Source organism: Lysinibacillus sp. EB106-09-02-XG168, assembly GCF_058791475.1.
In genome coordinates this window covers 3,321,153-3,347,910 of record NZ_JBYTDN010000003.1, presented here as the reverse complement: position 1 = coordinate 3,347,910, position 26,758 = coordinate 3,321,153, and the positions used below count along the sequence as shown (strand labels likewise).

Below are 26,758 nucleotides of genomic sequence, written 5' to 3'. Positions count from 1 at the left end.
TAGAAGAACAATTGCAAGAAGAAACTGTTGAATTAACAACCGAGTAAATTTCTGACCAATACAAGATTGATAATTTAGATAGTCTTGATTGGGCATTTCGTAAAATCGCTTCATATCAGGATGATTTATCAGAACAAGAAGCATTAGCAAAATCACAAATCGAAAAAATAACAAAATGGATTGAAGGGGAACGGGCTAAAGCTGAACGAAACATCGGTTTCTTTGAGTATCTTATAACAGAGTATCACTCTAGCATTCTAGCCGAAAACTCTAAAAAGAAATCGATCAGTACACCAAATGGTAAAGTGCAGTCGACAACTCGAAACCCTTCAATCGTTAAACCTGAAAATGATGGCCTTCCACAGTTGATTGAGTACGCAGAACAAAATGACTTCAATAAATTTGTGGAAGTTAACAAGGACCTGAAATGGAGTGAATTTAAAAAAGAACTACAACTCAAAGAGTTAAATGGCAAACAGGTTGTAGTTGATAGAATTGTTCCGAATGTACCGATTTCTGAAGGTGGTACAACATTTAAAGTCACAACATAGGAGGCAACTATGAATCGTTACGCAAAAGGCATCATTGAAATTCAACAAAAAATATTCACTCTAACAAATCAACGTACAGACGCTCATTTTGAAATTGACCAAGGCGCACTATTCGTTCCGGAATTTGCGGAATTGAAACAAGAAAACATCATTTACAATGCATCAATCATGGAGTTGCATATGCGTTCATTATAAGGAGGAAACACATTAAATAGATAAGTAGTGTGGAGGGCATGCAAGTAACCGATAGTGTTAGGGAAAAACAAAAATCGTTAGTAGGGTTCATTGGTCCATCGGGTGCCGGGAAAACAGTTGGCGCTATCCTAACTTCTTATGGAATGATGCGTGAAGCGCATCCTGACCTATCCGAACAAGAAGTTTGGAAGAAAATCGGTGTAGCAGATACAGAACACAAACGCTCAATGTTGTATGTAGACCAATAATTTAGTGGTGTTAGCATCGGTTCATTCAAGCATATAAATTTCGAACCACCTTATACAACAGAACGCTATTTACAAGCTCTGTTAATGCTTAAAAATTCAGGTGTAGAAGTGGTAGTATTCGATAGTCTTTCTCATAATTGGAATGGTGATGGTGGCATTTTAGAGCAGCATGGCAATATGTCGGATAATAGTTTTCAGAACTGGAACAAATGAACAAACACGTAACAGATATGATTAAAACTTTATCAAGCAACGACATTCATATTCTAGCAACTATGCGTACCAAGAATGAATATGTCATGGAATTGAATGATAAAGGCAAACACCAACCAAGAAAAGTGGGAACAAAACCTGTTCAGAAAGATGATATGGAATATGAGTTTATGTTGAATTTCAGTGTTGACATGGACCATGTTGCAGTCGCAACAAAAGAAAACACTAACTTGTTCAAAGATGATGAAATTCAGCTTAATGAAGAAGTAGGGCGTAAATTATATCGCTATCTTGAATTAGGTGTCGATGTACAAGCAGAGAAACGAGCTAGACGTGAAGAGGAAGAAGCAAATCGTATGAGCAATGTAGCTAAAATTCGTGAGTTGTCTTCCACAGATTCTGATGTAGCAAAGATCGTTTCAGATTGTGAATTTAAAGAAAATCAACAGTTAGAGCAATTCAATACAAAATTTTTAGAAGCAGTAATTCAAAAATTAGGAGGAAAATTAAATGTTCAAAATTAATCATGAAGAAGAGCAAAAGGCGGATTTGAATTAATAGCAATGGGAGACTACGAAGTAACTGTAGTTAATTATGAAATGGGTAAATCAACAAATGGTAACAACAAAATTACAGTAGATTATGAAATTCGTTCAGATGTTCCACAAAATCATCAAGGGCAGAAAATTTTATACGATAATTTCACAATTACTGAAAAAGCAATGTGGCGTTTACAAGCTATTTCGAAGGCAGCTAAATTTCCTAATGGTATATCGTTCAATTCTTATAAAGAATGGGCAGATACATTATTACACAAAAATTTAGTTGTTACAGTTGGTCATATTGAACGCAACGGCAATAAATATCCGGAGGTAAAAGGATTCAAGGAATCACAAGTAGAAGCTCCAGCACCACAAGGTGGCCCGATTGACGTTTCGGAAGACGAAGTACCATTCTAATAAAAACTTAATAGAGAGGTCTGTTTTTGCGGACTTCTCTTTTTTATACCAAAATTTTGTGGAGAAGATAGGAAAAATGGAAAATCCATCATGAAATTCAATAAGGAGAACGAGGGTGGGAAAGCACTCCCATTAGGGAAAACTAAGCAAATAAAAAAACTGAACGGTCTTTAAGACCGTTCAGTTTCTGTAGTAGTGCTACTACCGTGGAGGACAAATTCACCACTAAAGATAGGCTAGTATTACCCCCACGAGAACACTACTTATATAAGTATATATCAATTTGTTGGAAAATCAATACTATTTTGGAGGGAACTATGAAAGAACATTATGACTTTAACAGCATACCGTCAGAGCTTAAAGCCCTTCCTCAATGGATCCTGTGGAAAGCGGAAGAAAAAGGGGGACGCTATACAAAAATACCCTATCAAGTAAATGGGAATGAAGCACGTTCAAATGACCGTCGTACATGGTCCACATTTGCGACAGCAGCTAAGTTTTATACCGAATCAGATGCAAACGGCATTGGCTTTGTATTCAGTAGGCAAGGCAAGTATATCGGCATTGATATTGATAAATGTATTACGTACAGCGCTGATGATACGGAAAAAATGAATCCGATTATTAACAACTTCGCTCAGGAAGTTATAGATACGTTAGATAGTTATACTGAGTTTTCTGTGGGTGGTACAGGCATTCACATCATCATCAAAGGTAGCCTTCCACAGTCTGTTGTTGGTACTGGACGTAAAAGTGCAAAACACGGATTAGAAATTTTTCAATATGGACGCTACTTCACGATGACAGGTAACCGTGATAGTAAGATTTTGGAGGATATTATAACGAAGGATAAACAAGATTTTATTTTACCTATTGAGATCATGTTTAAAACATATCAAAAGTTAATAGGAATAGGACTATCCAAAGAAATGCTGTTATTGGATTTTGCAGATTATTTAAGAATATATGGACCTGATTGGGAAGATGAAGCAAATAGAATATTTGAGAACGTAGATAAAAAGCAATTAGATCAAGCAATTAAAGCAGCTGAAACAGTTGATTATAATAAATATCAAAACATGTAAAAAAATTAATCTTTTTAAGCCAAAAAGATCACCCCATTATGGGTGGTCTTAATGCTTTTTTTGCACCTTCATGCCACCGCGTTTAGCAAATAAACGTGATATACAAACAGTTATAGAAAAATAAAATAGGGTAAAAATAAACCGACAATCCCTTGATATTAAAAGGATTGCCGGATATAAAATGATATAGAAAAATCAACTGAAATATAGCAAAACTTCAAGAAGAATTCATGGCTGTTCTGAAGATGGATGATTCGAAGTAATTCAGTAATGATAAAGGTTTGTGACGTATTTAGTTAATTTATAAAAGGGTTAAATGGTGGGTTCTCCACCAATTCCCCACCATAAAAAATACGGTAGCAATTTTTATATACCTTGAGCGAATGAATCAAAGATGTTTGCGGCATCTCTGGCTAATTTCTCAGTGAGGTGGACATAGCGATCTTCTGTTACGGTAGCTCTGCTATGTCCTAATTTTTTTTGTACAGTTTTAACGGGTGAGCCATTTTCAATTAATGTTGTTGCATCTGTGACGCGATGAATAATAGTTAAAAAATGGTTAATAGTTCACTGATTTTTCTAGTATACTATTTGATGGAACTTGGCGTACAATGTTCGACCATTTTCTTTTTTACATATATATTCATGTTCTGGATTCTGTTTATAAAACTCACCGTAATTCAAGTTGTCTTTTTTTAGTGGAACTTAAGATTTCAGCAAGAGCAATACCGAATGGAAAAGTTCGATAACCAGTTTTTGATTTTGGAGGTCTAGGTTGCCACTGTATTTTTCCGTTGACATCTTTAATACCGACTAATTATTGTTCAACTTCTAAAGTCATTTCCTCGAAATTTATATGTTTCCATTCAAGCCCACAAACTTCTCCTACACGTACTCCACAATGTAAAATGGCCGATGCACACGCACACGCACGTTTTCAATACAACGGTAATAGCCGTTCAGCTACGGTCACAAAGATTGATTTGCCGTTTTTTAGAGTATGAAAATGTTGGCACTGTATTTAAACCGCATTAAATTGTAGAGCTAATGAAAGATAAAAATAGAAAACCTACTAGTGAAACAAATATAATAGCCGCTGAATAATTTCAAAGCCCAGGTACTCAATTAATTTTGAGCATGTGGTTTTAGTATTTATTCATCATATGGGCAATTTTTTCTTTGAAGAACTTTAGCTACTTCTTTTTCAACTTTGTATTTCCATAGTGGTGAAATTATGTTAATGCAATACAATTTATTTTTGTTAAATTTATCTTGCGTTACGACGTTTTTATTGGTAGAATATTGAAATGTTGGTATGTAATACTAGGGAACTAGTTAAATTTGAGTGGGGGAGAATAATGAAAAAATTATTTATTGTGTTACTAGCAGCATTTGTGTTTGCAGTAGTAAATCCAACAAAATCAGAAGCGAAAGTAATGTATGATGGAGCAGAGGTTGTAAAAGAACAAACAGGAAAAATGACCTTTAAAAAAGACATCAAGGTATACAAGAAAAATCCAAATGGTACATTTGATTCGTTAGTGGTAAAGCGAAATAACTTCTTTAGAACGTATGATATTGAAAAATATGATGGTAAAACGTTCTACCAGATGGGGCAATATCGAGTACAAGCAACGGATTTGGTAGTTTTCAAAGAAGTGCCATTAAAAATTCGTTCATCTTTCTATAACAATCCAACTTATATCTTTATTAATCGTGATAGTATTTATGGTGCCTCATTCTACGGAACGTGGTTAACAGGAAGCGCGCCGGGCATTTCTATTACAAATAATGGACAACAACTTTCTGCTTGCGGTGGTAATGATGTTGGTACTATAGAGTGTTCACAGTACCCTGGTATAGATCTTAAAATCGCTGAGACAAAAATAAGCGAAATAGGCGTGCGTTTTGAGCTAACAAAAGATGCAGATTTTAAACAAAGTCCAATAAAAAGATCTTCAACTTTAAGAACATTGAAAAAGGGAAGTATTTTATATTCAGAAGGTTACGAAATTAATGGTTATCTATACGTAACTTGGAAAAGCGATGACAAAAACGAGTCTACATTTTGGATTCCGGTGAATTTATTAAAGCCAGTTGTTGATAAGTGATAGATTAGGAATTATATAAAGCCCTCTTATTTATTTGATAGGGGGCTATTTTTTATGGTTTGTTTACATACAGATAGGATGTTTGTCGATGTCTTGGGTTTAGCTGAATAAACTATATAATGACCACTCCGTGCAGGGTGGTCTTAATGTTTTTTTGCCACCTTCATGCCACCGTGTTTAGAAATTAAACGTGATATATTAACGGTTAAAGAAAAATATATTATGGTAAAAATAATCCGATCATGTTACAGAAACGAGTAAACGCAGCATAGGCTAGCGTTATTTTTATACCTTCATCCACCTTTTTGTTATGATTAAGTAACATCAAGGAGGGAACAAAATGAAAATATATAAAAGTGATGACGAAATGATTGATGAATTATATACAATCATTCGGTACATTCAATCGAATCACCGTGAGAATTCTGAGGTACTTGAAACATCTTATGAAATAGAAGATGCAGTAATCAAAATAAGAGAATCTTTAGGCGTTTAATTCGTAGCCCCCACAATCATCTGTGGAGGGCTTTTATTTTATGCAAAAAAGGAAAGTGTCAGATGAAAATAGACACATTAAGTACATCGTTTATTGGCGGTATTGCCCACTAAATTAAAGCGTTAGTTATATTCATGACTATCGATTATGTACTAGGATTTATGGTTAGTTTAGTATTCAAGAAAACTGAAAGTAAAAAAATGGTAAAGGGCTAGTAGGGGCATATAGCAAGGCTGTAGAACGATTAAGTAATAAATCGGATAATTCATCATATATAGAAGAAACAGTGAATAGAGAAAGACCTGTACCGTTTTATAACTAGTTAGAAGAACGAGATGATCGTACACAAATTAATAGTAGAACAAACTTAGAAAATTGGCTGGAATGGTAGAGCGGGGAATATAGGGTATGAAAGAACAAAAACAAATTACTATGTATGATTTTATAGAACAACAAATTAAAAAACCTTCCACAGATGTTAATAAAGCTGTTGATGGAAAGAACGTAATAACACCTCGTGTAATAGGGTATATTGTGCGGAGATAAGGCAGAGACCACTCCTGGTGGGTGGTCTTAAAGTTACTTATAATAAACTGTGTAAAATTACCTATTATAAAATAAATCATTGAAGAAGTTGTAAAATTCCTTCTGGTTGTTTATTTGATTGAGCAAGCATTGATTGAGTAGTTTGTAATAAAATATTATTTTTTGTGAATATCATCATTTCTTTAGCTATATCAGTGTCACGGATACGTGATTCAGCAGATTGGAGATTTTCAGAAGTATTTATAACCGACTGTTGGGCATGTTCAAGGCGATTTTGATATGCACCCAGTTTGCTTCGAAAGGCAGAAACAAATTGTATAGCTTTATCAAATATTGAAATGGCAGATTCTGCACTAAGTTTGTTTGAAAGATTAATAGTATTTATATTAAGTGAATTAGTAGTTATTGATTGTAATTGGATACTAAAAGACTGATTTGAATTAGCGCCTACTTGTAATATCAATTCTTTTGTTTTTATATTTGATTGATCATCTGCTAAATAATCGACTAAAACGTTTGTTGATTCTCCGTATGCCATTGCCGTAATGGATCCGTTAGAATGAATAATCATTTCAGAAATAGCTCCATTTAAAGTAGAGTCTTTGAGAGGGATATTTAATTTTTGATTACCATCTGCACCGAAAATATAAATTGTCGAAGTGCCATTGAGGCTTCCACCTACTAAATAATCTCCTTGCAATGATCGTGAAATTGTATCGAATGAAAAACTCGATTCTACTTTTTGTTCCCAAAGTTTATTGCCATTCGAATCTAATTTATATATTAAACCTGAAGATGTTCCATTTTCATTATAGTTACCAACGACAATTACTCCTCCATCGTTAGTAGCTATCACATCTTCTGCTGAGTCATGATCGGAACCACCAATTCTAAAATCCCACAATAGATTTAAATTTTTATCGTATTTTACGACTCAGTTATCTTTATCTGTGTAGCTATTGTTTATTTTTAAACTACCCTTTCCAACCCCTATAAAGTCTCCATTTAAGGTTTCCACTACTTTTAATAAGACATCTTCCCCATAAGCATATTTGTCAGATTGTGGAGAGCCCGAAACGGTAGCTATTAATTGAGTACCTGTAGAACTAAAAACAGCGGTCAAAGCATCTGCATTTTGGATTCCTGAGCCTATGCCTGCTACTAAAAATGACCCATCTTTTGTTTCAATTACTTCTTTTCCCTCAATTGAATATAAACCGGACACAGATGATCTCCACTGTTCGTTTCTATTAGCATCTAATTTAACAAGGATGATTTTATTATTATCTGTTGCATTCGAATCTATATTATTAACTAACATCACATAGCCACCGTCAGTTGTTTCTATTATATCTGCTGTTCGGAGGTTTTCACCTGGAGTAACTGACCATTCTTCTAAACCATCAGTATGAAGTTTGTAAGCCGAACCACTAGCTACACCAAGTATACCTCCATCTCTTGATTCAGTTATGTTAGTTAGTGCATAATTCTGCTCCCATTTAACTTTGTAATTATCATTTAATTGAGTATTGTCTAATATTTCTTCTGGCAACACATTAAGTAAAGGTATACCGTTAAAATGAGTATTACTTGAAATTCGATTAATCTCATTATTAAGTTGGGTTATCTCTAGTTGTAGTTGTGATCGGTCAGAGTTTGTTAAGGTATCGTTACTTCCTTGAATAGATAATTGCCGTCCTCTTTGTAAGATTGAATGAACTTCATTTAATGCACCTTCAGTAGTTTGTATGAGTGAAATACCATCCTGAATGTTTTTTCCTGCCATATTTAAACCACGAATTTGCCCACGCATTTTTTCGGAGATTGCCAGTCCAGCTGCATCATCTCCTGCACGATTGATTTTATATCCAGAAGATAGCTTTTCTAATATACTATCAACCTTTTTTTTATTTTAGGTTAATCTATTATTTATATTTAAAGATGGAATGTTATGCTTTACTATCACAAATATTTTACTCCTTTAAACTACTATGAAATATGATTTCTTTAAGATTATTTTACCATTTTAAACTTAATTTTGTAAATGTTGGGAATGATATCCATTTATATATTAAGACCACCCCGTGAAGGGTGGCCTATTGAAATGCCCATTATAAGGATTTGAGTTGTGTGTTTTTATATTAGTATGGTGGAGATAGCCACCGCCTTAAAATTGTGTCGGCAATTTATAAATCTTTTGTGATGGAATAAAAAAATCGATAGAACCTCTTGCCATTTCATGAGTTAAATGGACATAGCTGTCTTCAGTAGTTTCTGATCTGCTGTGTCCTAATTTTTTTGGACAGTTTTTAAGGGTTGTCCACTTTCAATCAGCATTGTAGCGTGCGTATGACGTAATGAATGCTAGTTATGATATAAATTCCTAATAAAAAAGCCACTCATTTGAGTGACCTAGATCCCTAACAGTTGCTTTTTCTTCGTGTCAAATTCTTCTTGTGTTAATATACCTGCATCTAATAGCTCTTTCATTTTAATAATTTCATCAGAAGCACTTAAAGCTGAAGTTTGAGCAGGAGATGAATTAGCATGACGTTTCAATTCAATCAAATCTACCATTTCGCGTGCTTGTTTTAATTCTTTTTTTATAAACGTGATTGAATTTTCGTCTTTTACAGCTGCCATTGTTCCGCCTTTTGTTTCACTAGACCCTGAATAAGCAAATTGAATATATCCAGTAGTAAGTCCAGGCTCTTTGAATTGAATAGCGGTTATAGATTTAATAGGTATAGATTTCTCACCTTTTGAACCACCTTTGTTAATGAAGTTTGAAAAACCTTTTGGCTTAATTTTTACATTGTAATCATCTACCGTCACTATAAATTTACCATTGGATTTAAACTCAAATATTTGTGTCATAACTAAACTTCCTCCCTTGAAATATATGCCTTTGTAATAAACTATATCAAATCATCCAAAATGTGTCAGTATTAAAAACAGACAACTAATTAGTAATCAAAAAAATTCTTTGTTCGTTTTTATTGCTATTAAGCCAATAAACAACTATTGACCAGGCGCTCATACAATGTAAGTACCTGGTCAATAGTTGTTATCCATCAGACGGAATAAACTTTTTTTGGAGCGATGTAAGTTTATCATTTTTCTCTAGCAGCATGCCTTAAAGTAAGAGATGTTGTTTTTAAACAATATTAATTCCTGCACTCGCATTACCAAGAATAATGTCAACTGTAATTTCTCCTGGTAACGATGAAATATAAAATACCATTAATAAACGATCACCTGCAGTTACTGGTACTGGTGGGATAGTAGCCGATGCAAAAACTAAAAGGCCTACGGGTATAGGTCCTGTAATAGATGGAACTAAATCAACGCTAGCACTTGTACCAGTAAAAGTATTACTACCTACAGGTGCATGAAAAATTTGAGCACGGATTGTCACAGATCCTGATTCCACCTGCCCCGCGAGTGCATTATATGAGGCTGAAATAGCAGTTATCTTCCCGTCACGTGGGACGGTGAAGGCTTCACTTAAAAGTCCGGTTAAATTAATCGTATTATTTGCAAGAGGTACAAGGTCTACAGCAGAACCAAACCCTATGAGACTAGCAAGTCTATTGCCAAGTATATTTTCAACGACTGTTTGTCTTCCAGAGGAGAAGGGAATTATTGAACCACCTTGATTTTCTCCGCCATTCCCAATTTCTGAATTAATACAATTGATATTTGTGGCCACAAATGGTCCTAAGTTATTACAGTCTTTTCTTGCTGATGTACTATTACAATTATTTTTACACACAAATTTCCCTCCTTTCATCGCTAGGATATGTGGAAGAAGGGAAATGAAAAGGGCTATAAACTGGATAAATATTATTTCTTTGTTTTTAAACGATGAAAAAAGCCACTCATTTTGGGGGCCAGGTGTATGCTATCAAAAAGATATCTACATGTCGTAAACGCTACTTGGTAACATTTTTTTATTTATTACCATTTTTCTCTAGACTTTAATGATTAATAGCGCCGAATTTAACTTGCACATTAGCATCCCCACATTCTTTTATTACCAGATAGATAATTTCATTTGCGGAATATTTCGATAGTTCTTTTGCCATCACTGTTACAGAAACTTCTTTGCCTTCTATTCTAACTAAAGTATCAGGATAACCTAGTGACTTAATTTGCATCTCAAGCATTGTTTCTGTAGATTCTACTTTATTGAGAGTATCAATTTCAATAGCTGCCTTATTTTTTTCTTCAGCAAAATACCCATCTGATGTAATTTTTTGAGTTAATTTTTGGCGAAGTTGATTTCGTTCGTTACTAACTTGTAGGCGCGTTTCTTCAAATAAAGAGCTTGGAGAGGAAACTTCCTTTGTCACATTCTGTAAAGTTTCTTTTTGATCTGTATCGTCTGTGAATGTAATCTCCTCTTTTGATTGTTTTGATGAATCTATCAAAAAATAGACTGAAATAACCGCTACTAGAGTTAACAATATAAGTAACCAAGACGATTTATTTTGTAGGTTCATACACTTTCCCTCCATCAAAAGATATAGTGAAATACCATTAAGCATCTTTTCAATGTCTGTTTAATGAGAAATTTATGTAATAGTATCATTTATTATTTTAATGGTAAGAAATACGTAATTAATGAGCCCTCACTTGAAAGAGAGTTAGTAGAGTATTGTCTTCTTACCTTAAATATATTCCTAAGAAGCTCAATTCTTACATAAACCTGGAAAATAAATAAATTAAGTCCACAGATTTGTACAAGTCTGTTATGGAGTGTTGTAAACTTAGAATAAGAAAAAACGATTTAAGGAGGGCACTATTTTGATAATTATGGAAACAGAAAGGTTAGAATTACGAGAATTTAATGATGAGGATATTTCTGTCCTTTACTCAATTTTTTCAGATGCTGAAACAATGAAATATTATCCGGCACCATTTAACTTCTTTCAGCAGAAGTATCCCACCTTTATAGGTAGTAGATGAATGCGGTACCCTTTTTAGGGTGTCCGTATATCAGCTGAAAGAAGTTAAAGCCTCCGGCGGATGTCACGGAATCGGAAAGGAGTTCTTTGTGCAAGCACAAAGTCGATTCCGGACGCAATTATGCCGAGGCATAATTGATTTTAAACTAAAAATTGGATTGAGAAAAATAAACAAAGATATCAAGAAGATGGTTATGGTTTATGGGCTGTCTGTTTAAAAGAATCAAAAGAATTAATTGGAGATTGTGGCCTCGTTAAACAAATAGTTGATGGAAAAAATGAAGTTGAAGTGGGTTACCATATTCATAAAAAATATTGGTCTAAAGGATATGCAACTGAAGCAGCTAAAGGTTGTCTAGAATATGGATTTGCACATTTAGGACAAGAAAAATTAATAAGTATTATTGACCCCAAAAATAGACCTTCTATTCGTGTGGCTGAAAAAAATGGTTTAATGAAGGAAAAGGAATCGTTTATTTTTAATAAAACTCACGATATATATGCATTAAATAAGTTGTAACTGTAAAACATAAGACTAAGTGTTTACAACTACAACTTTTTGATACTTTATATAGAGGATTATTGAATAAAGCACAATATATTATTTTAGTTAGATAGGAAGTTCCTTTAGGAGATTTTTATGAAAGATCCTTTTTTAAATAGTAGTGCTTATAATCCCGTCCAACATTGTCCAATGTACCGTAAACTTGATATCCATGATCTTCGTAAAAATCTAAAGCCTGAAAACTTAAAGTATCGACCTTTATGAAATCACAGTTGTTATTCAAAGCTATTTGTTCGATTTCTACTAATAATTTAGAGCCATAACCTAATCCGCGAATTTCCTCATCGATCATAAGTGTATGTATCTCTAACCAATTCCAACAAATTTCCCCCAATATGCCACCACGGACTAGGTCATTTTCATCTGTAAGGAAGAGGTTGATTTCTTGATACCGACCTCTTAAATCTTTTGGAAAGTGTTTTAAATTGTATTCGTAAAGCTTTTTATTAATTAAAGATTTTTTATGTTCATTTTGCTCCTGTAAGATTTTATATTGCATAAATTTTTCCTCCTCTTTAACTTTCGAATTATATGGTGGCTACTCTCATTCTAATAATGTTCCGTTTTCGATTGTTCACATTTGCGGTGAATTTTAGGTGATAGTAAAAAAGAAAAGAAATTACTATCCGTTATCTATCTTCGATATAATAAAATAGGGTCATCATAAAAAGTTTGGGAAGGCATTCGTTTTGTCACGTATATAAGTTTTGATGATGAACTATACAAGAGCAGGGTAATTTGATAGGTAACGAGGCGGATGGTAAAGTGAATTATATTCAAATGTATGTTGGCCCAATGTCCATTTGCAGTAGGTGTTATAGATGATTTGAAAAATATAGCAGAGAAAAGGGGCATTCCTTTTCATGCATATCAACAATGACGAAAGATAAAGCACAGAATGCACCTATCATATGGACAACCTTTGGACTATTTTACAATGGTCAGCTTATTTCACATGAAATTATGAGCGCAAACAAATTCGAAAAAGTTAAATTACATTATGAGTTGGGAATTTATCACCTTTTGATGAACATTAAAATTAGAGCAAATAAACAAATACCTATAAAAGAACCTAGAGTAAACGACCAAGAAAAATAATCGAAAAAGATGTATGCAATTACGATTGCAAGCATATAACCGAGAACAGTGCCCAACAATTGTTTTTGGATATTCAACGTTCTCACTCCTTACAGCTTAGGATTTTTAAAAGTTATTACTCTTATTTGTATTTTATAGAATTATCAGGTAAATTTCCATAAGAATTAACAATTCAGGTAGATCAGCTTTGGAAATTAGCAAACAGTATACAGAACATTAAATATGGGAGATTAATATGATGGATGGCATTTAATGAAAAATAATGATCTCAGTATTATTTTTGAGCGTGGCTGCTAAAACAGTTTAGGTTAATCATTATCCCCATCATGCACAACAATTTTTCTTTGTGCTATTTGCAACAGCAACAATCGATATTGCTGGAGAACGAATTGTGTTACAAAAAAACGTACCAGATGATAGTAAGTAATGTAAGGCTAACAAGTGCAAAGGAGATGTTTTACGACCGAATCTACTTAAGTGAAGCAAATCCAACAATAGAGGGATATATAGGATTACATCAAACAACTGGCTGGAACGCTCGGTGAGGATGGAGAAAGCTCACCGGAAGGTTTCATTTGGAGTAGTCACAATATATAAAGGAGTTAATTTTTTGAAAGCAAAAAGCATTAAATTATATGAATTTGGAAGCCCTAGGGAAGTTTTGAAGTTTGAAAATAAAATGATTCAACCTCCTCAAGAACAAGAAATTCTTGTTCGAATGCTAGCACGACCTATTAACCCTTCTGATTTAATCCCAATATGGGGGAGTTATGCTCATCGAATTTCTTTGCCAAATATTCCTGGCTATGAAGGAGTAGGTATTGTAGAAGATGTAGGCCAGTGTGTTTCTCAAAATCTTATCGGAAAGCGTGTATTACCTTTGCGAGGGGAGGGAACTTGGCAGGAAATTGTAAAAACAAGCGCAGAATTCGCAGTGCCCATTCCAGATACTATAGATGATTTTACTGCAGCACAAATGTATATTAACCCAATGACAGCTTGGGTAACATGTACAGACATATTAAAATTGCAGCCAAATGATGTTTTAATAGTCAATGCTTGCGGTTCCGCAATTGGACACATATTTGCTCAGCTAGCAAAATTGTTAGGTTTTCAATTAATAGCGGTTACGAGAAATAATAGTCATACTGACGATTTAATTCAGCTTGGCGCTTCCTATGTAATAGATACTTCAAAAGCACCGCTTTATGAGACAGTAATGGAACTAACAAATGGTCGAGGCGCTGATGCTGCTATTGATTCTATTGGAGGACAAGCGGGCAATGATCTTGCTTTTTGTCTGAAATCTGGTGGGAATTTTTTAGCCATTGGTCTTTTATCAGGTGTGCAAGTGAATTGGCAGAGAATCGTTAAAGAGGCAAATGTAAATGCGAATATGTTCCATTTGCGTCATTGGAATAAGCAAGTAACGGTAGAAAGGTGGCAACATACATTTCATCATTTAATCCATCTGGTTAATAGTGGTAAATTAAAGATGATGACGGTGGATTCTCATTATGATTTGTTAGACCTTAATAAGGCGATAACGGCTGTTGAATCGTCTAAAACTACTAAAGGAAAGATTTTTTTAACAAGTTATAAATAAATAGAAAAACCGAACTATTTCGAAACACTTCATGAGCGTTTCATAGGGATAGTTCGGTATGGCTAGCTTAAAAAATCTAAGCTTCTGTAATTCTAGAATAAATCAGTTGATAAATATCGCAGACCAGTATCAGGTAGGATAACGACAATTCGTTTTCCTTTGTTCTCTGCACGTTTTGCAAGAGCTGTGGCGGCAAATATAGCAGCGCCTGATGAAGTACCTACTAATATACCATCTGATTTCGCAACTGCGCGTGCAGCCTCATAAGCTTGTGTAGTTTCTACCTCGAGTACTTCATCAATTATATCTAAATGAACATTCGATGGTACACGGACCTCGTCAGCATCGGAGAAGCGGTGAACACCTGTGATTTCAATGATATCTGGTTTATTAACGGTTGCAATGGAATTAACAGCAGGCTCTACACCAATGATCTGAATAGCTGGATTTTGAGATTTTAAGTATGCACCAGCACCACTTATCGTACCACCTGTACCGATTGCTGCCACAAAGATATCAATTTGACCTTCTGTATCCTCCCAAATTTCAGGACCAGTAGTTAACTTATGAACATTTGGGTTGGCAACATTATTTAGCTGATTTAAAAACACAACATTTTCTTCGTGTTCAACGACCGTTTCTCGAAATACTTTATTCGTTTCAACAAAGTCACCCTCTGTTTCCTCAAAAGCAGCTACCATTTCTGGGACATCTGAAAATGGTACAACCTCCGCTCCGTATGCCTTTACAACCTTTGTGCGCTCTTCACTAACACCATCTTGCATGTAAATTCGAAGCTTATAGCCTTTTGCTGCTGCAATTGCTGCTAGACCAATACCAGTATTGCCACTTGTTGTTTCGATTATTGTTTTATCTTTCGTTAATACACCACGAGCTTCAGCATCTTCAATCATCGCTTTAGCAACACGGTCCTTCACACTATTAGCAGGATTAAAATACTCTAGCTTTACGATAATTTCGGCTTCTAGCTGTTGTTCTTTTATATACTGATTTAATGCTAATAGTGGTGTATGACCGATTAATTCTGTAATAGATTGTTTGATCTTTTTCGTTACAATTTGATTCATCACAATCAACCCCTTTAATTTAACCTACTTAACTTACTTGTTTTGTAGGAATTAATGGAATTTTATCATGATAAATCCATATAAGCAATAAAGCACCTGATAGAAAGATTGAATCTAATGATAGAAAAAAATAATGAATCATTATTGACAATGCTTCTATGCGAAAGTGAGTCGAGTGTGACAAAAATTGACGTCTTATCAGAAAGAAATTCCTGCATTATTTTTAATTAACTATACTTTTTTAATCCAGATGAACTAATAGTGGATATAAAGTAATCTTTAAAGTGCATAAATATATGTTTATTTGGAGGAATTTACTTTAAATTTGCTAATTAATGATATTTTGGAATAATATTTGTTAAAATGTAGCCTTGTATAAAAGTTGGTTAGAGTGGTAACTAGGTGACTACTTGAGATCAACGGTAAAAAAGAGCTATTAAGTTAGCTTGATGTTATTTGGGAGATGAAAGTATGAAAGAAACAATTTCTTCAGTTTGTATAACTGCTGAAACAAAAATTAACATGATGAAGCATAAGTCTGTTAATTATTTATTGTTAGCTATTTTTGGCGGACTTTTTATCGGATTTGGAATTTTGCTCATCACTACAATTGGCGGCTTATTAAGCCCAGCTGAGGTACCAAGTATGAAAATCTTACAAGGATTAGCATTTGGTGTGGCGCTTAGTATGGTTATGATGGCTGGGGCAAATTTATTTACAGGTGATAATCTAGTTTTAACGGTTAGTACACTATCAAAAAAATCATCGCCATTAGAGATGTTTGGCATTTGGTCGTTTAGTTACATAGGAAATTTCTTTGGTTCTCTTTTAGCAGCCGTATTATTTTTTTACTCGGGGTTAGCAGTTGGAGACACAGCAGCTTACATTGAAAAACTTGCTACAGCTAAGATGAATGCTAGTTTCGTTGAGCTTTTATTGCGAGGTATTTTATGTAATTTACTTGTATGCTTGGCCGTATGGTGTACGTATAAATTGAAAACAGAGGCAGGGAAATTAGCGATGATATTCTGCTGTATTTTCCCTTTTGTCACAATTGGATTTGAGCACTGTATAGCAAATATGACATTGTTTTCTCTTGCTCTTTTCATACCTCATGGTGAACTAGTATCGTTTGGTGGAGCCATTTCAAATTTATTGCCTGTAACACTAGGGAATATTATTGGTGGAGCTGTTATTGGTTTTGTTTATTGGGTAAATGGCAGAGATTAATAAATAGCTAAATATTTCTAATGTAGTCAGTTTAAGTAGAGTGAAATACTTCGTGCCATGGCAATTTGAGAAGTGATTGTAAATATCTGTTGACATATACAGGAATTATAAAGCGATGCGATTATATCAAGTGAATTTAACGGATGAATACTTGACAATTTCTCTCTCTTAAAACTTTGACTTTTAGATAAATCGTAGATAGAATGACAGGTAGAGTTGCTTATGTAACTCTACCTATTTTTATTGTGATTAATGCGTGAAATTAATAGATAATGTAATAAATATAAAAGAGCGGAGGAACTCAAAAATGGAACAAGAAGTCAACCAACATACGATTCTTCAAGCAATTTTAGAGCTTTCAAAGCAAATGCAAGACATGAAATCGGATCTTCAACAACAAATCGAGGCAGTTGAGAATAGATTAGAAGAAAAGCTCGAAGCAGTTGAGAATAGATTAGTAGAAAAGCTCGAAGTAGTTGAGAAGAGATTAGAAGAAAAAAACGAAGCGTTGGAAAAAAGATTAGACAAAGTTGAACAAAATTTAATTCGAAAAATTGATCTTGTAGATGCAAAATTTGATATTTTATCATCGGATTTAATAACGACAAAAGCTGAAGTATCTATGCTTAAACAAGTAAAATAGTATCAATTATGCTTCGGCATAATTCTGTGACACATGCTACCGTATCCCTTAAGGTTACGGTATTTTTTTATGGTATAATAAATGTCACAAAGGAGTGAAAATATTGTTAAAAACAGAGGTATTTGAACATTTAAAAAAGGCAATGAAAGAAAAGGATGCATTAGCAAAAGGCGTATTATCGCTTTTAAAATCTGCTCTAGATTTAGCTGAAAAAGAAAAGGGAGAAGCTTTATCGCCAGAAGAGGAAATAGCTATTGTAAATCGTGAAGTAAAGCAAACAAATCAGGCTCTTGAGGGTGCTCAAAATGCAGGTCGAGCTGACTTAATTGAAAAAGAGGAAGCAAAATTAGTTCTGTTAAAATCATTTTTACCGGAGCAATTAACTGAAGAAGAAATTGCAGAAAAACTTGTGGGAGCTGGCGTAGTAAAAGGAATGAACATGGGTGAAGCGATGAAAATTGCAAAACCTTTATTAAATGGTCAAGCTGAAGGCGCTGTTATTTCAAAAGTTGTGAAGGGCCTTATTTAATATCGTTAGAAACAGCCCCTTACACTTAATTTTATTAAAAGTCAAGTTATAAGCTGAAACTATTTTAATTAGTGAATTCTTATTTAATGTCACACATTATATGTATAGGAATTTAAAGGATAGAAGAGCTAAAATGAATTCGCTCCATCTATCCTCTTTTTTATCTCAGATGACTCTATTTACTACAATAATTAAATCAATAATCAATCTAATGTTGCAGTAATTTAAAAGGAGCTTATATCAATTACTAATTGTACATTAAAGCCTATTTCTTAAACTTATAAGTAATAGAAAATATAAATTGTTTTCTAAAAGATTGTTGCAACTAAACTAGCTAATAGTTTGTCAATAATTTTCTGTTAAAAGTTTAATAGGCACGTGCTATACTAAAAAGTGCATGACAAATAACCGTCCTAAAGTTTGTTTTTGGAAGGTTTTGTTTGATTTAGTTGTACCTACTTATCAAGCTAAATCTTGGTACGTAGTTCTGTTTTTTAACAAGGCAAAAATCCAATGTAATAGTTTATTAACACAAGCTATTATCGCTACTTTAAAAGGTTTTCCTTCTTCACGTTTTTTATCATAAAATTCACGTATTTTCTTGTTTCGAGGAATGATTGTATCGTCTGTTTTAGTTTTTCTGCAATCTCGTATTGCACAACGAACAGCCATAAACAAGGCATGACGAAGTCTACTTGAACCTCGTTTTGTAATTCGATTCTTGGTCGCTGAAAATTTACCTGATTCGAAAACACTTGGGTCAACTCCAGCGAAAGCCACAAGCTTTTTAGGGTTGTTAAATCGATCTATTTCACCAATCTCAGAAATAATCGTTGCAGCGATCTTTTCACCGATGCCTGGGATAGATTTGATAATACTATATTCTTCAATTTCTTTAGCGAGGGCATCTATTTCTGACTCTAACTTTGATAGATGCTCTTTGTACTGAAGAAGGATCTTTATATACATATCCAGACTTAAAATATGACTCTGGTAAACTGTTTTTTCAAAAGGATTACGAGCTGCAGCGGCTTTAAGATGTAAGGCTTTTTCATTTGCCCATCTAATGGACCTACTCTTACATAGTTCATATATTTTGTCTGTAATGGATTCCTCACTTGCTTTCAAAATATCTTCTGAAGAAGGGAACTCTGAAAGAGTTAATAGTGAAACATTAGAATATAAATCTCCGAATACCCCTTTATATTCAGGAAATACCTGTTCAAGGACTGCCTGAAATTGCAACTTAGTTTGAATCATTACGCCAGTTATATTTTCATGTTGTCTTGTAAGGTTACGAAGATTTAATAACTGCACACCACGCTTTTTATATGGCTCTAATTCCTCTTTATAGAACAATTCACAAAGTAGATAGGCATCAATGGCATCCGTTTTTACTTTTCTCAAACTCGATCCTCTTGCCTTATAAGAAATTAACGGATTAATAATAATCAATAAATACCCTCGTTCTTCTAAATGATGTATGAAAGGAGCACCATAATGTCCTGTGGCTTCTAAAATGATTGTAGGCTTCATACCAGCCAATATAACAAGGTCATTAAGACCTTCTAAAGTATGAGTCACCTTAAAACTTTTACGATATGGTTTGCCTTTATCTAAGAATGCTTGAATCTGGCTTTCTCCTTTTGAAATATCCAGACCAACGATTGGATTCATTATTAATCTCCTCCTAAATCATAGTTTGCCAGTTACCCCTAATCCTCCATGCAGTGTCATAGCTTCGCTTGTTATACGAGATCTAAGTCCCAACCAGCCTCAAACATGTTTCTGCAAGTAGGGGGCGAACGGTTTAGTTGACGGGGTCAAGCCCCACGAGCAGATACGTTCTACCCTGGCTACTGCTATAATAAAACCATATAAAAAATGGTCAACCAGAAATATCTGGCTGACCTTATAATACGAACGAAGCAGGTTAGTGTAGAGTTAACTCTTTATTTATTGGCTATGTTATTCAAAACGGTTGTTATTTGAATTTAACGAACGATTATTCTACAGAAATCTTAGATGAAGAAGTATAACTGCTTGTTACTCAATTAAAGGGCGGCTTTTTCGTGGGAGGATAAAATGATGATTTTAAGGGATATGGATTTATATAACGCTGACAACAGGGCCTATATAAAGAAAGGACTTTTTTTAGTTTTCAATGTCGGGGAATTGTGAAATTATTTTTACTGCATCTATCGAAATATGTAACAAAAGATGTGAAAAAAATTAATTTTCATTGTGATGAGAACGCCTCACAATATAAAATCACTTTACACGTCGACGGATTTTTAGACGTAACAGTTCCTTATGATGTACCAGCATTTTTTAAGTTACAGGAACAACAGAAAAAGGAAGAAGCGCTCGAGCTTTTACTGCAATCACTTCTATTTGTTGCTAGAGAAAAAGAGTGGAATCCGCAGCCATTTTATCAAGCATATGAAGAAGTTAAAAAGCAGAATTATCGTTGTTTATATACGTGGAAAAAGACGAAAGCAAGTCCAAATCGAAAATACAAGGCGAAGGTCGAATGTGAACTTACAACAACAGAGGCGGTTGTAAAATTAGTTGTTTTAAACAAGGAGCAGACACAGACTTTAAAAGAAGTTATTGTCACGACTACTGAATCAGATGAAGCCTTATTTGATATGTATTTAGGCGAAATAAAGTGGGTTAGTTCCTCTGAGGTATGATTATATCGAAAATACACGCGCAATCCAGAATCGAATTATGCGTATATTCAATTATCGCAAGAATAAAACGACGAATTTAATAAAACGACTCGTTTATTTAATTTCGTATTTCGGAACAATAGAAAAAGTAAGAGTTGACCTATAAATTAGGTACAACTCTATTTTTTACGAAAAGACAACATTATAATTGTAAACATTTGTCTTGTTCAACCCCCATGAAAGAAAGTAATCATCTTTCAAAGGGTTCAATTTATCCCCTGATTCAGGTAGTTTATAAGATCTAATAAAAAAAAGTAAATCACAATATGTATAGTGATTTACTTTTTATTTATTATAATGTGTAACATTAAAGTTAACCTATTGATATTACCAATTTATAATACATTCACTTGTCTTTAATTTTACAGAGTAGTAGTAAGGGGGTGTTTTTTGAATTACTATATTTTTGTGTAGTATTGCCAAAACATGAAAATGCTTTTATACTTATTGTTAACCACTGGTCAATAAGGAGGGTACTATGTCACCACGTAAGCCATCAACAAAAGATTTGACGAAAGAAATGATTATAAATGAGGCTCATAAGCAATTTATCACGAAGGATTTTCAGCAAATATCAATGCGTAGTATTGCTAAAGAGCTTGGTTGTAGTCATGGGGCTATTTATTATCATTTTAAAAATAAAGCCGAAATATTTTATGCAATATTAAGTGACTATTTTTCTGTACTAAATAATACTTTAGATGAAAATATGAACGGTCCTGAAGATCATAACACTAAACTGCTGAATGTTTTTGTAGGCTTTATGGCGTTTGGTTTAAATAATCAAAGTCAATATGAATTAATGTTTATCATGAGGGATAGCGAAATTGATGGGCTATCGCAAGAGGCAGCAAACCTTAGCTATGAAAAATTTGCACAATCTGTACGTTCCTTATCAAAGACAGAACTGTTGATTTCAGATATACATTCTACATTTATTGCTCTTCATGGATTTGTAGCACATTATCGTCATTATGTGAAAAATTATGAGGAAGCGAAAGAAGCAGTAGATGTACATGCAAAATTTCTTATGAAGGCTCTAACATTTAGAGAGTAGCTCTAGAAAAAAATCTAGAGCCTTCTTTTAGCAATTATTTGACCAGTGGTTAATTAAAGGGGGAATATAGTTTGCAAAAAGCATTAGTTATTGGGGCATCTGGTGGTATGGGGTATGCGCTAGTAAATGAACTAGTTAGTAGAAATATACAGGTGAAGGCATTTGCTAGGAATGAAAAAAAGTTAGTTGCACTTTTTCGGCAGCACAAAAATGTCGAAATCATTTCAGGTGATGTATTTAATGAACAGGACATGATGAGAGCATCAAACGGTGTGGATATTATTTTTCATGCTATTAGTTTTCCGTATCAGGATTGGGAAAAGCTCCATTTGCGATGCTTAGATATGGTGATTAACGTAGCCGAGAGGCGAGGAGCGAAGATTGCATTTGTAGATAATATTTATGCATATGGAAGGCAATCGACAAATCCTGTAATTGAGCAAGCTAGAAAAGAACCACAGACGAAAAAAGGAAAAATTCGCTTATCGATGGAAAATAAATTGAAAAATAGTAATGCACCCTCGTTAATTGTACATTTTCCTGATTTATTCGGACCAAATGCAGAGAATACAATACTCTATGAAACGTTAAAAAATGTTGCGCAAGATAAAAAAGCTAATTTTGTAGGGAATATGCAAGTGAAGAGGGAATTTCTTTATACAATTGATGGCGCAAAGGCGATGGTAGAGCTTGCTTTGCGAGACGACACATATAATCAAAATTGGAATGTGCCAGCTGTTCACCCAATTGCAGGGGAAGAACTAGTGAAAATTTTACGTGACATTACTGGCTACAAAAAGGGTATTCGTACAGTTTCTAAAGGCATGATCTGGCTGATTGGAATATTTGTTCCTTCTATGAAAGAAGTAGTTGAAATTTTGTACTTAACAGAAGAACCGATCATTTTAAGTGGGGAAAAATATGAAAAGGAAATAGGTGCTTTACCAAGTACTTCATATAGAGTAGGGCTTGAAGAAACGCTTGCATGGATGAACAAGAGAGCATAAAAAGACTGTTAAGAGTCAATGAAAAAATCCGCATAAACTTCTGTTGGTAGAAACGCACCTACAGAAAGCATAGCGGATTTTTTATTAGTATTTCTTACAGCTGAAATTTTTGTATGATATTACGAAGTTGTTGTGCCATCTCAGCTAAATTATTTGAAGATGCCGTAATCTCCTCAATACTAGCTGATTGTTCCTCAGAAGCAGCAGCCACATTTTGAATGTTTCCAGACGCTTGAACGGCAATTACACCAACTTCCTCTACTGAAAATGCAATGTTGTTAACCCCGTCATTAATGTTAGAAATGATATTATTGACATAATCCATTTCTTGAGTTAATGAAGTAATGTTCGAATATATTTCTTTAAAGGCTACACCTGATTCATTAAAGCTAGTAGAGCTTTCTGCAAGATTATTACTGCTAATCTCCATAGATTTCACAGCTTGAGTAGATTCTTCTTTAATCGTCTCAATACGTGTTCGAATACTATTCGTCGCTGCTAAAGATTGGTCAGCTAATTTACGCACTTCTTCAGCTACAACTGCAAAGCCTTTACCATGCTCACCAGCACGTGCTGCTTCAATAGATGCATTTAAAGCGAGTAAATTTGTTTGATCAGTAATCTCGTTAATTAAAGTGACAATGTCGCCAATCTCATTTGAATAAGTGCTTAAACGTTTCACAACATCTGAAGTCTCTTGAATAGCATTAGATGTTAAGGCCATTTTTTCTGTAGCACTTTGAATCGTTGTATTACCTTTTTCTGAAATAGAAGATGCATTAGATGCTTTAGTAGTGACATCATTTACGCTCGATACAACTTCTGACATCTTTGTGGAGATTGTCGTAATATGAGTTTCTACGTCTTCGATAGAGGAAGTTTGTTTTTCTGATCCTGCAGCTACCTCTTGCATTGAAGATGTAATTTGTTGAATTGATGCACTTGTTTGCTCAGAGCCTGCCGACAACTCTTCGGACATAGCAGCTACTTGCTCAGCATTTTCAGCAATTTGCTGAATTAGTGAGCGTAAGTCTTCTGTCATATTTTCAATGCCATCTGAGAGCTGTGCAATTTCATTAGAACCCTTTATGTTAAGTGATTCAACAGCTAAGTCACCTTGTGCCACCTTACCAACATAACTAGTCATATTTTTAATTGGTTTAATAATGCCTTTACTTATGACATAAGCCACAATGATACCGAATATCAAAAACATCACGGTCATGATGATACAAATCCAAAGAGTTTCTGTTTGAAGCTTAGAAATAAAGGAAGCGTCCATATCTAAACCAAAAAGAATATCAGTATCTTTAAATGGTATGAAAATCGATTTATGAATTCCATATTCATCTTCATAAATATCACTCGATTGAACGGTTTCATTCTTTAGTGCTTTTTTCATGTCCTCACTAAACACATAGTCCTCTTGATAATTATCTTTTTTGCTTAATGCCACAATATGTTCTTTACCATTTGCACGTGAAAGAATGTAAGCATTTTCGATATCATATTCTTTAAGTGTTTCATTTAATTCATTTAATATTTCATTATATTTATCCTTATCGCCGTCATCTGCAGCTTTAACGTCATTTTTGTCTAAATCATCAAAAATTGTATTAGATATTACTTCTAATTCTGACTCAAATTGTGTAATAACAAAATCATCGATGATCCGATAAGATGTAATAAATAATACGATACTAAATATTACAGAAATAATAGCAATTGGAATAGTAAAACTTGCAATATATTTATAGAGTAAAGAGCTTTTAAATTTTTTGACTATACTCAATTTTAGCAGCCTCCAATACTTTCACCTTTTTTTGTAAGAAATGAACCATATCACTAATATGCTCTGTCTCAGTATAAGGAGATATTGAAAAGAATTTTGCAGCAGCGACTGGAATTAGTTGTTTTGTATCGCTAGTGTTGACAGTGCAAACACGTGTTGTATCTCCGAAAAATACTTCGTCGCGACCTTCTCCTATAATTTCAAATAAAGAAGCATTTAGGCCATTAATATATTCAATTTGATCTTGTGTATAGCCACCTGACTGTTCAGAACTCCAATTCAAACCTTCTGGATATAAACGGAAGGCTGTGACTGGTCCAATATTAGACTCATTGACTACTTGTAACATTGGCGTTTTCTCTGCTAACTGCGCACGGAACGCTAAATTTACACGCACATAATTAGCTAATATTTGTTGGTAGCCTTCTTTACCAAACGCCTGTAATGCAGCATAAATAGCAATTGAACTACCCATACGAGAGCACTCTAATGTATAGCCTGTATGATAAGAACCATAGCCTCGATTACCTACATATGGTGTGTCAAAGTCCTCGATATCTAATAGCTGCAAATGTTTCCCTTCTTTTATTAAGAATAAGCTTGTTAAATACGGTGTTTGACCAAGCTTTTGGAAGTCGAAGCAAAGGCTATCTGCAATAGGTAGATATTGCATACGTTCTCTAATTTGTTCAAGTCCTTGTAAAACATCAGTCTCGAACTGAAGTGGGTTTGCCTTAAAATCATAATCGTTGAAAAATGCGTAAAAACCACCTAAAGCTGAATCAGCGTGTATATGTATAGGTTTTAAGGAATGTTTTTGTTCTAGCTCAGTTGTAACATTTTTGATTGCTCGTACATCATCAATAGCAAATTGATCTGTAGCGCCTGTTGTAGCAACTACATACACTGGAATGCCACCATTTTCGATAACCTCAATCATACGTAGGCGTAAGTCTTCGATATCCATAGAATGATCTTGTCCAGCTTTTACACGAATTAAATGCTTGCTACCGATGCCGACTGCTTCAATTGATTTTAATAAGCTGTAATGAGCATTTTCTGAAGCGAAGCAGTATAAATTATTAGGTACGCCATCTTCCTTTGCGTTAGGGAATTGTTTAGCGATTGCAAGACGTAGCCCACTGAAAACAGCCCCTTGTCCACCCCAAGTTGTGTAACCAAAGCTTTGTGTATAGTCGTAGCCAACTAACTTCGACATCATTGCTACTACTTTTACCTCACATTCTGCGGCAGCAGGTCCGTAAACATCCCATAGATTGTTACCATTAAGTAAAGCATTTGTGAATTGGCCCAATATGCCTGGAATGCTTGCCATTGGCAAAACATTTGTTACAAAGTTGCGTGTATGGTAAGGATGTCCTTGCATCAATTTCGTTAATTCATTTACAACTTGATCTAGCCCGACACCTGAAACTGGTACTTGATTTTCTTGCATTAACTCTTTATAAAAATTGTCAGAGCGTTCTTTCATCGGTCCAAGTGTCGTTGTTTGTGGATCTTTTAATTCATCTAATGATGTAACAATTTTCTCTAATAGGGTTAAAAAGTTCTCTCTTTGTTCGATATTTCCATCTTCGCTTTGGAATAATTGCTGGATTTTTTTCATGTTCATCATCCTTTGTAGTTCGTTTTTCCTCTATTTTTTTATTTCATAAAAATAGGTCGTTTTACTAAAATAATGATAACATATTATAACAAAAAATGAATTTATATTTTATTGGAAAATTAATTTTAGACATTTCTAAATAGTCTAATTTGTTTTTTGTGAAACATTTAGAAAAAAATGTAGTGGATTATTTCTGTAAATGGTGATTTTAAAGGGTTTTTATGACGTTTTTTTATGATTTCTTGCAAAGTTTGTGAAGGGGAAATGCTATGAGGAAAATAAACTTTTTATGGTGAATACTATGCAAATAATAATTTTATTTTAATAAATAAATGCGGATTTTTTAATGCTTTATGACTATTAATGAGAAGCGGGTATGCGTTTTATTGTGATAATACAGTTCCTTC

At 34.0% G+C, this 26,758-nt stretch carries 26 protein-coding genes and 4 pseudogenes; 19 read left to right on the top strand and 11 right to left on the bottom strand.

Going from position 1 to position 26,758, the window contains the following annotated elements:
- The first annotated feature begins 47 nt into the window (after positions 1-47).
- The 5 genes and pseudogenes from AC3WSO_RS17165 to AC3WSO_RS17145 form a co-directional block, all read left to right on the top strand.
- A complete protein-coding gene (locus AC3WSO_RS17165; RefSeq protein WP_492534401.1) occupies positions 48-551 on the top strand; it encodes a host-nuclease inhibitor Gam family protein in 504 nt (167 codons plus the stop codon).
- A gap of 9 nt (positions 552-560) precedes the next feature.
- Positions 561-746 carry a hypothetical protein gene (locus AC3WSO_RS17160; protein ID WP_492532504.1) on the top strand — a complete coding sequence of 62 codons (186 nt, stop codon included), beginning with the start codon at positions 561-563 and terminating at the stop codon, positions 744-746.
- 38 nt (positions 747-784) lie between these two features.
- A pseudogene (locus AC3WSO_RS17155) lies at positions 785-1,731 on the top strand (AAA family ATPase).
- Between the two features lie 39 nt (positions 1,732-1,770).
- Positions 1,771-2,166 carry a DUF669 domain-containing protein gene (locus tag AC3WSO_RS17150; RefSeq protein ID WP_492532503.1) on the top strand — a complete coding sequence of 132 codons (396 nt, stop codon included), beginning with the start codon at positions 1,771-1,773 and terminating at the stop codon, positions 2,164-2,166.
- A gap of 317 nt (positions 2,167-2,483) precedes the next feature.
- Positions 2,484-2,987: pseudogene (locus tag AC3WSO_RS17145) on the top strand (phage/plasmid primase, P4 family); the annotation flags it as partial.
- A 630-nt stretch (positions 2,988-3,617) separates the two neighbouring features.
- Here AC3WSO_RS17145 and AC3WSO_RS17140 read toward each other — a convergent pair.
- Positions 3,618-3,794, bottom strand: coding sequence for a tyrosine-type recombinase/integrase (locus AC3WSO_RS17140; protein ID WP_492534399.1), 177 nt, complete (start codon positions 3,792-3,794; stop codon positions 3,618-3,620).
- Positions 3,795-4,609: 815 nt separating this feature from the next.
- On the opposite strand from AC3WSO_RS17140, the gene AC3WSO_RS17135 reads away from it, so the two are divergent.
- The 4 genes from AC3WSO_RS17135 to AC3WSO_RS17120 all read left to right on the top strand — a co-directional run bounded on the left by AC3WSO_RS17135 (position 4,610) and on the right by AC3WSO_RS17120 (position 6,404).
- Positions 4,610-5,362: a hypothetical protein gene (locus AC3WSO_RS17135; RefSeq protein ID WP_492532501.1), complete on the top strand. Its 753-nt coding sequence runs from the start codon at positions 4,610-4,612 to the stop codon at positions 5,360-5,362.
- A gap of 340 nt (positions 5,363-5,702) precedes the next feature.
- The gene (locus AC3WSO_RS17130) at positions 5,703-5,858 is read left to right on the top strand and encodes a hypothetical protein (protein ID WP_492532500.1); all 156 of its coding nucleotides are present in this window, start codon (positions 5,703-5,705) and stop codon (positions 5,856-5,858) included.
- A 113-nt stretch (positions 5,859-5,971) separates the two neighbouring features.
- The gene (locus tag AC3WSO_RS17125) at positions 5,972-6,073 is read left to right on the top strand and encodes a phage holin family protein (RefSeq protein ID WP_492534397.1); all 102 of its coding nucleotides are present in this window, start codon (positions 5,972-5,974) and stop codon (positions 6,071-6,073) included.
- A gap of 193 nt (positions 6,074-6,266) precedes the next feature.
- Positions 6,267-6,404, top strand: coding sequence for a hypothetical protein (locus tag AC3WSO_RS17120; RefSeq protein WP_492532499.1), 138 nt, complete (start codon positions 6,267-6,269; stop codon positions 6,402-6,404).
- Between the two features lie 76 nt (positions 6,405-6,480).
- Here AC3WSO_RS17120 and AC3WSO_RS17115 read toward each other — a convergent pair whose 3' ends face one another.
- From AC3WSO_RS17115 to AC3WSO_RS17095, 5 genes and pseudogenes are all read right to left on the bottom strand, one after another.
- Positions 6,481-7,308: a flagellin gene (locus AC3WSO_RS17115; RefSeq protein WP_492532498.1), complete on the bottom strand. Its 828-nt coding sequence runs from the start codon at positions 7,306-7,308 to the stop codon at positions 6,481-6,483.
- A 30-nt stretch (positions 7,309-7,338) separates the two neighbouring features.
- Positions 7,339-8,304, bottom strand: a pseudogene (locus tag AC3WSO_RS17110) (flagellin N-terminal helical domain-containing protein); the annotation flags it as partial.
- Between the two features lie 512 nt (positions 8,305-8,816).
- Positions 8,817-9,281: a DUF4429 domain-containing protein gene (locus AC3WSO_RS17105; protein WP_386827591.1), complete on the bottom strand. Its 465-nt coding sequence runs from the start codon at positions 9,279-9,281 to the stop codon at positions 8,817-8,819.
- Positions 9,282-9,561: 280 nt separating this feature from the next.
- Positions 9,562-10,179, bottom strand: a complete 618-nt coding sequence (locus AC3WSO_RS17100; RefSeq protein WP_492532497.1) for an exosporium glycoprotein BclB-related protein — start codon at positions 10,177-10,179, stop codon at positions 9,562-9,564.
- A 205-nt stretch (positions 10,180-10,384) separates the two neighbouring features.
- Positions 10,385-10,909 (bottom strand): SpoIIIAH-like family protein, encoded by a 525-nt coding sequence (locus AC3WSO_RS17095; RefSeq protein ID WP_492532495.1) that lies wholly within the window; start codon positions 10,907-10,909, stop codon positions 10,385-10,387.
- Between the two features lie 304 nt (positions 10,910-11,213).
- Here AC3WSO_RS17095 and AC3WSO_RS17090 point away from each other — a divergent pair, with 304 nt between their 5' ends.
- Together AC3WSO_RS17090 and AC3WSO_RS17085 are read left to right on the top strand one after the other, a co-directional pair.
- Positions 11,214-11,375, top strand: coding sequence for a GNAT family N-acetyltransferase (locus AC3WSO_RS17090; protein ID WP_492532493.1), 162 nt, complete (start codon positions 11,214-11,216; stop codon positions 11,373-11,375).
- 144 nt (positions 11,376-11,519) lie between these two features.
- Positions 11,520-11,894, top strand: a pseudogene (locus AC3WSO_RS17085) (GNAT family N-acetyltransferase); the annotation flags it as partial.
- A gap of 118 nt (positions 11,895-12,012) precedes the next feature.
- Here the strand turns inward: AC3WSO_RS17085 and AC3WSO_RS17080 are convergent.
- The gene (locus AC3WSO_RS17080) at positions 12,013-12,438 is read right to left on the bottom strand and encodes a GNAT family N-acetyltransferase (protein WP_492532491.1); all 426 of its coding nucleotides are present in this window, start codon (positions 12,436-12,438) and stop codon (positions 12,013-12,015) included.
- Positions 12,439-12,815: 377 nt separating this feature from the next.
- Here AC3WSO_RS17080 and AC3WSO_RS17075 point away from each other — a divergent pair, with 377 nt between their 5' ends.
- Together AC3WSO_RS17075 and AC3WSO_RS17070 are read left to right on the top strand one after the other, a co-directional pair.
- Entirely contained in the window at positions 12,816-13,037 is a 222-nt protein-coding gene (locus AC3WSO_RS17075; RefSeq protein ID WP_492532490.1) for a YoaP domain-containing protein, read from the top strand.
- 610 nt (positions 13,038-13,647) lie between these two features.
- The gene (locus AC3WSO_RS17070) at positions 13,648-14,643 is read left to right on the top strand and encodes a zinc-dependent alcohol dehydrogenase family protein (RefSeq protein WP_492532488.1); all 996 of its coding nucleotides are present in this window, start codon (positions 13,648-13,650) and stop codon (positions 14,641-14,643) included.
- A gap of 92 nt (positions 14,644-14,735) precedes the next feature.
- On the opposite strand, the gene AC3WSO_RS17065 is transcribed toward AC3WSO_RS17070, so the two are convergent.
- A complete protein-coding gene (locus AC3WSO_RS17065) occupies positions 14,736-15,731 on the bottom strand; it encodes a PLP-dependent cysteine synthase family protein (protein WP_492532487.1) in 996 nt (331 codons plus the stop codon).
- A 471-nt stretch (positions 15,732-16,202) separates the two neighbouring features.
- On the opposite strand from AC3WSO_RS17065, the gene AC3WSO_RS17060 reads away from it, so the two are divergent.
- The 3 genes from AC3WSO_RS17060 (at position 16,203) to AC3WSO_RS17050 (ending at position 18,133) form a co-directional block, all read left to right on the top strand.
- Positions 16,203-16,961: a formate/nitrite transporter family protein gene (locus tag AC3WSO_RS17060; RefSeq protein WP_492532485.1), complete on the top strand. Its 759-nt coding sequence runs from the start codon at positions 16,203-16,205 to the stop codon at positions 16,959-16,961.
- Between the two features lie 307 nt (positions 16,962-17,268).
- Positions 17,269-17,604 carry a hypothetical protein gene (locus AC3WSO_RS17055; protein WP_492532483.1) on the top strand — a complete coding sequence of 112 codons (336 nt, stop codon included), beginning with the start codon at positions 17,269-17,271 and terminating at the stop codon, positions 17,602-17,604.
- 103 nt (positions 17,605-17,707) lie between these two features.
- Entirely contained in the window at positions 17,708-18,133 is a 426-nt protein-coding gene (locus tag AC3WSO_RS17050) for a GatB/YqeY domain-containing protein (protein ID WP_492532481.1), read from the top strand.
- A 462-nt stretch (positions 18,134-18,595) separates the two neighbouring features.
- On the opposite strand, the gene AC3WSO_RS17045 is transcribed toward AC3WSO_RS17050, so the two are convergent.
- Complete coding sequence (locus AC3WSO_RS17045) at positions 18,596-19,810, bottom strand: IS110 family RNA-guided transposase (RefSeq protein ID WP_492532479.1); 1,215 nt, start codon at positions 19,808-19,810, stop codon at positions 18,596-18,598.
- A gap of 500 nt (positions 19,811-20,310) precedes the next feature.
- Here AC3WSO_RS17045 and AC3WSO_RS17040 point away from each other — a divergent pair, with 500 nt between their 5' ends.
- The 3 genes from AC3WSO_RS17040 to AC3WSO_RS17030 all read left to right on the top strand — a co-directional run bounded on the left by AC3WSO_RS17040 (position 20,311) and on the right by AC3WSO_RS17030 (position 22,932).
- The gene (locus AC3WSO_RS17040; RefSeq protein ID WP_492532477.1) at positions 20,311-20,829 is read left to right on the top strand and encodes a hypothetical protein; all 519 of its coding nucleotides are present in this window, start codon (positions 20,311-20,313) and stop codon (positions 20,827-20,829) included.
- A gap of 517 nt (positions 20,830-21,346) precedes the next feature.
- Positions 21,347-21,925 (top strand): TetR/AcrR family transcriptional regulator, encoded by a 579-nt coding sequence (locus tag AC3WSO_RS17035; RefSeq protein ID WP_492532475.1) that lies wholly within the window; start codon positions 21,347-21,349, stop codon positions 21,923-21,925.
- Positions 21,926-21,996: 71 nt separating this feature from the next.
- On the top strand, positions 21,997-22,932 hold the full coding sequence (locus tag AC3WSO_RS17030) for an SDR family NAD(P)-dependent oxidoreductase (protein ID WP_492532473.1): 936 nt from the start codon (positions 21,997-21,999) through the stop codon (positions 22,930-22,932).
- A gap of 94 nt (positions 22,933-23,026) precedes the next feature.
- Here AC3WSO_RS17030 and AC3WSO_RS17025 read toward each other — a convergent pair whose 3' ends face one another.
- Together AC3WSO_RS17025 and AC3WSO_RS17020 are read right to left on the bottom strand one after the other, a co-directional pair.
- Positions 23,027-24,724, bottom strand: coding sequence for a methyl-accepting chemotaxis protein (locus AC3WSO_RS17025; protein ID WP_492532471.1), 1,698 nt, complete (start codon positions 24,722-24,724; stop codon positions 23,027-23,029).
- A complete protein-coding gene (locus AC3WSO_RS17020; protein WP_492532469.1) occupies positions 24,702-26,351 on the bottom strand; it encodes a pyridoxal phosphate-dependent decarboxylase family protein in 1,650 nt (549 codons plus the stop codon). The genes AC3WSO_RS17025 and AC3WSO_RS17020 overlap by 23 nt, the downstream gene beginning before the upstream one ends.
- Between the last annotated feature and the right edge of the window lie 407 nt (positions 26,352-26,758).

Bases quoted from the DNA above. Each gene is read 5' to 3' on its own strand.
- AC3WSO_RS17150 (WP_492532503.1), top strand. From the start codon at position 1,771: ATGGGAGACTACGAAGTAACTGTAGTTAATTATGAAATGGGTAAATCA.
- AC3WSO_RS17035 (WP_492532475.1), top strand. From the start codon at position 21,347: ATGTCACCACGTAAGCCATCAACAAAAGATTTGACGAAAGAAATGATT.
- AC3WSO_RS17020 (WP_492532469.1), bottom strand. From the start codon at position 26,351: ATGAAAAAAATCCAGCAATTATTCCAAAGCGAAGATGGAAATATCGAA.
- AC3WSO_RS17045 (WP_492532479.1), bottom strand. From the start codon at position 19,810: ATGAATCCAATCGTTGGTCTGGATATTTCAAAAGGAGAAAGCCAGATT.
- AC3WSO_RS17160 (WP_492532504.1), top strand. From the start codon at position 561: ATGAATCGTTACGCAAAAGGCATCATTGAAATTCAACAAAAAATATTC.
- AC3WSO_RS17075 (WP_492532490.1), top strand. From the start codon at position 12,816: ATGACGAAAGATAAAGCACAGAATGCACCTATCATATGGACAACCTTT.
- AC3WSO_RS17135 (WP_492532501.1), top strand. From the start codon at position 4,610: ATGAAAAAATTATTTATTGTGTTACTAGCAGCATTTGTGTTTGCAGTA.
- AC3WSO_RS17060 (WP_492532485.1), top strand. From the start codon at position 16,203: ATGAAAGAAACAATTTCTTCAGTTTGTATAACTGCTGAAACAAAAATT.
- AC3WSO_RS17120 (WP_492532499.1), top strand. From the start codon at position 6,267: ATGAAAGAACAAAAACAAATTACTATGTATGATTTTATAGAACAACAA.
- AC3WSO_RS17055 (WP_492532483.1), top strand. From the start codon at position 17,269: ATGGAACAAGAAGTCAACCAACATACGATTCTTCAAGCAATTTTAGAG.
- AC3WSO_RS17065 (WP_492532487.1), bottom strand. From the start codon at position 15,731: ATGAATCAAATTGTAACGAAAAAGATCAAACAATCTATTACAGAATTA.
- AC3WSO_RS17105 (WP_386827591.1), bottom strand. From the start codon at position 9,281: ATGACACAAATATTTGAGTTTAAATCCAATGGTAAATTTATAGTGACG.
- AC3WSO_RS17095 (WP_492532495.1), bottom strand. From the start codon at position 10,909: ATGAACCTACAAAATAAATCGTCTTGGTTACTTATATTGTTAACTCTA.
- AC3WSO_RS17130 (WP_492532500.1), top strand. From the start codon at position 5,703: ATGAAAATATATAAAAGTGATGACGAAATGATTGATGAATTATATACA.
- AC3WSO_RS17080 (WP_492532491.1), bottom strand. From the start codon at position 12,438: ATGCAATATAAAATCTTACAGGAGCAAAATGAACATAAAAAATCTTTA.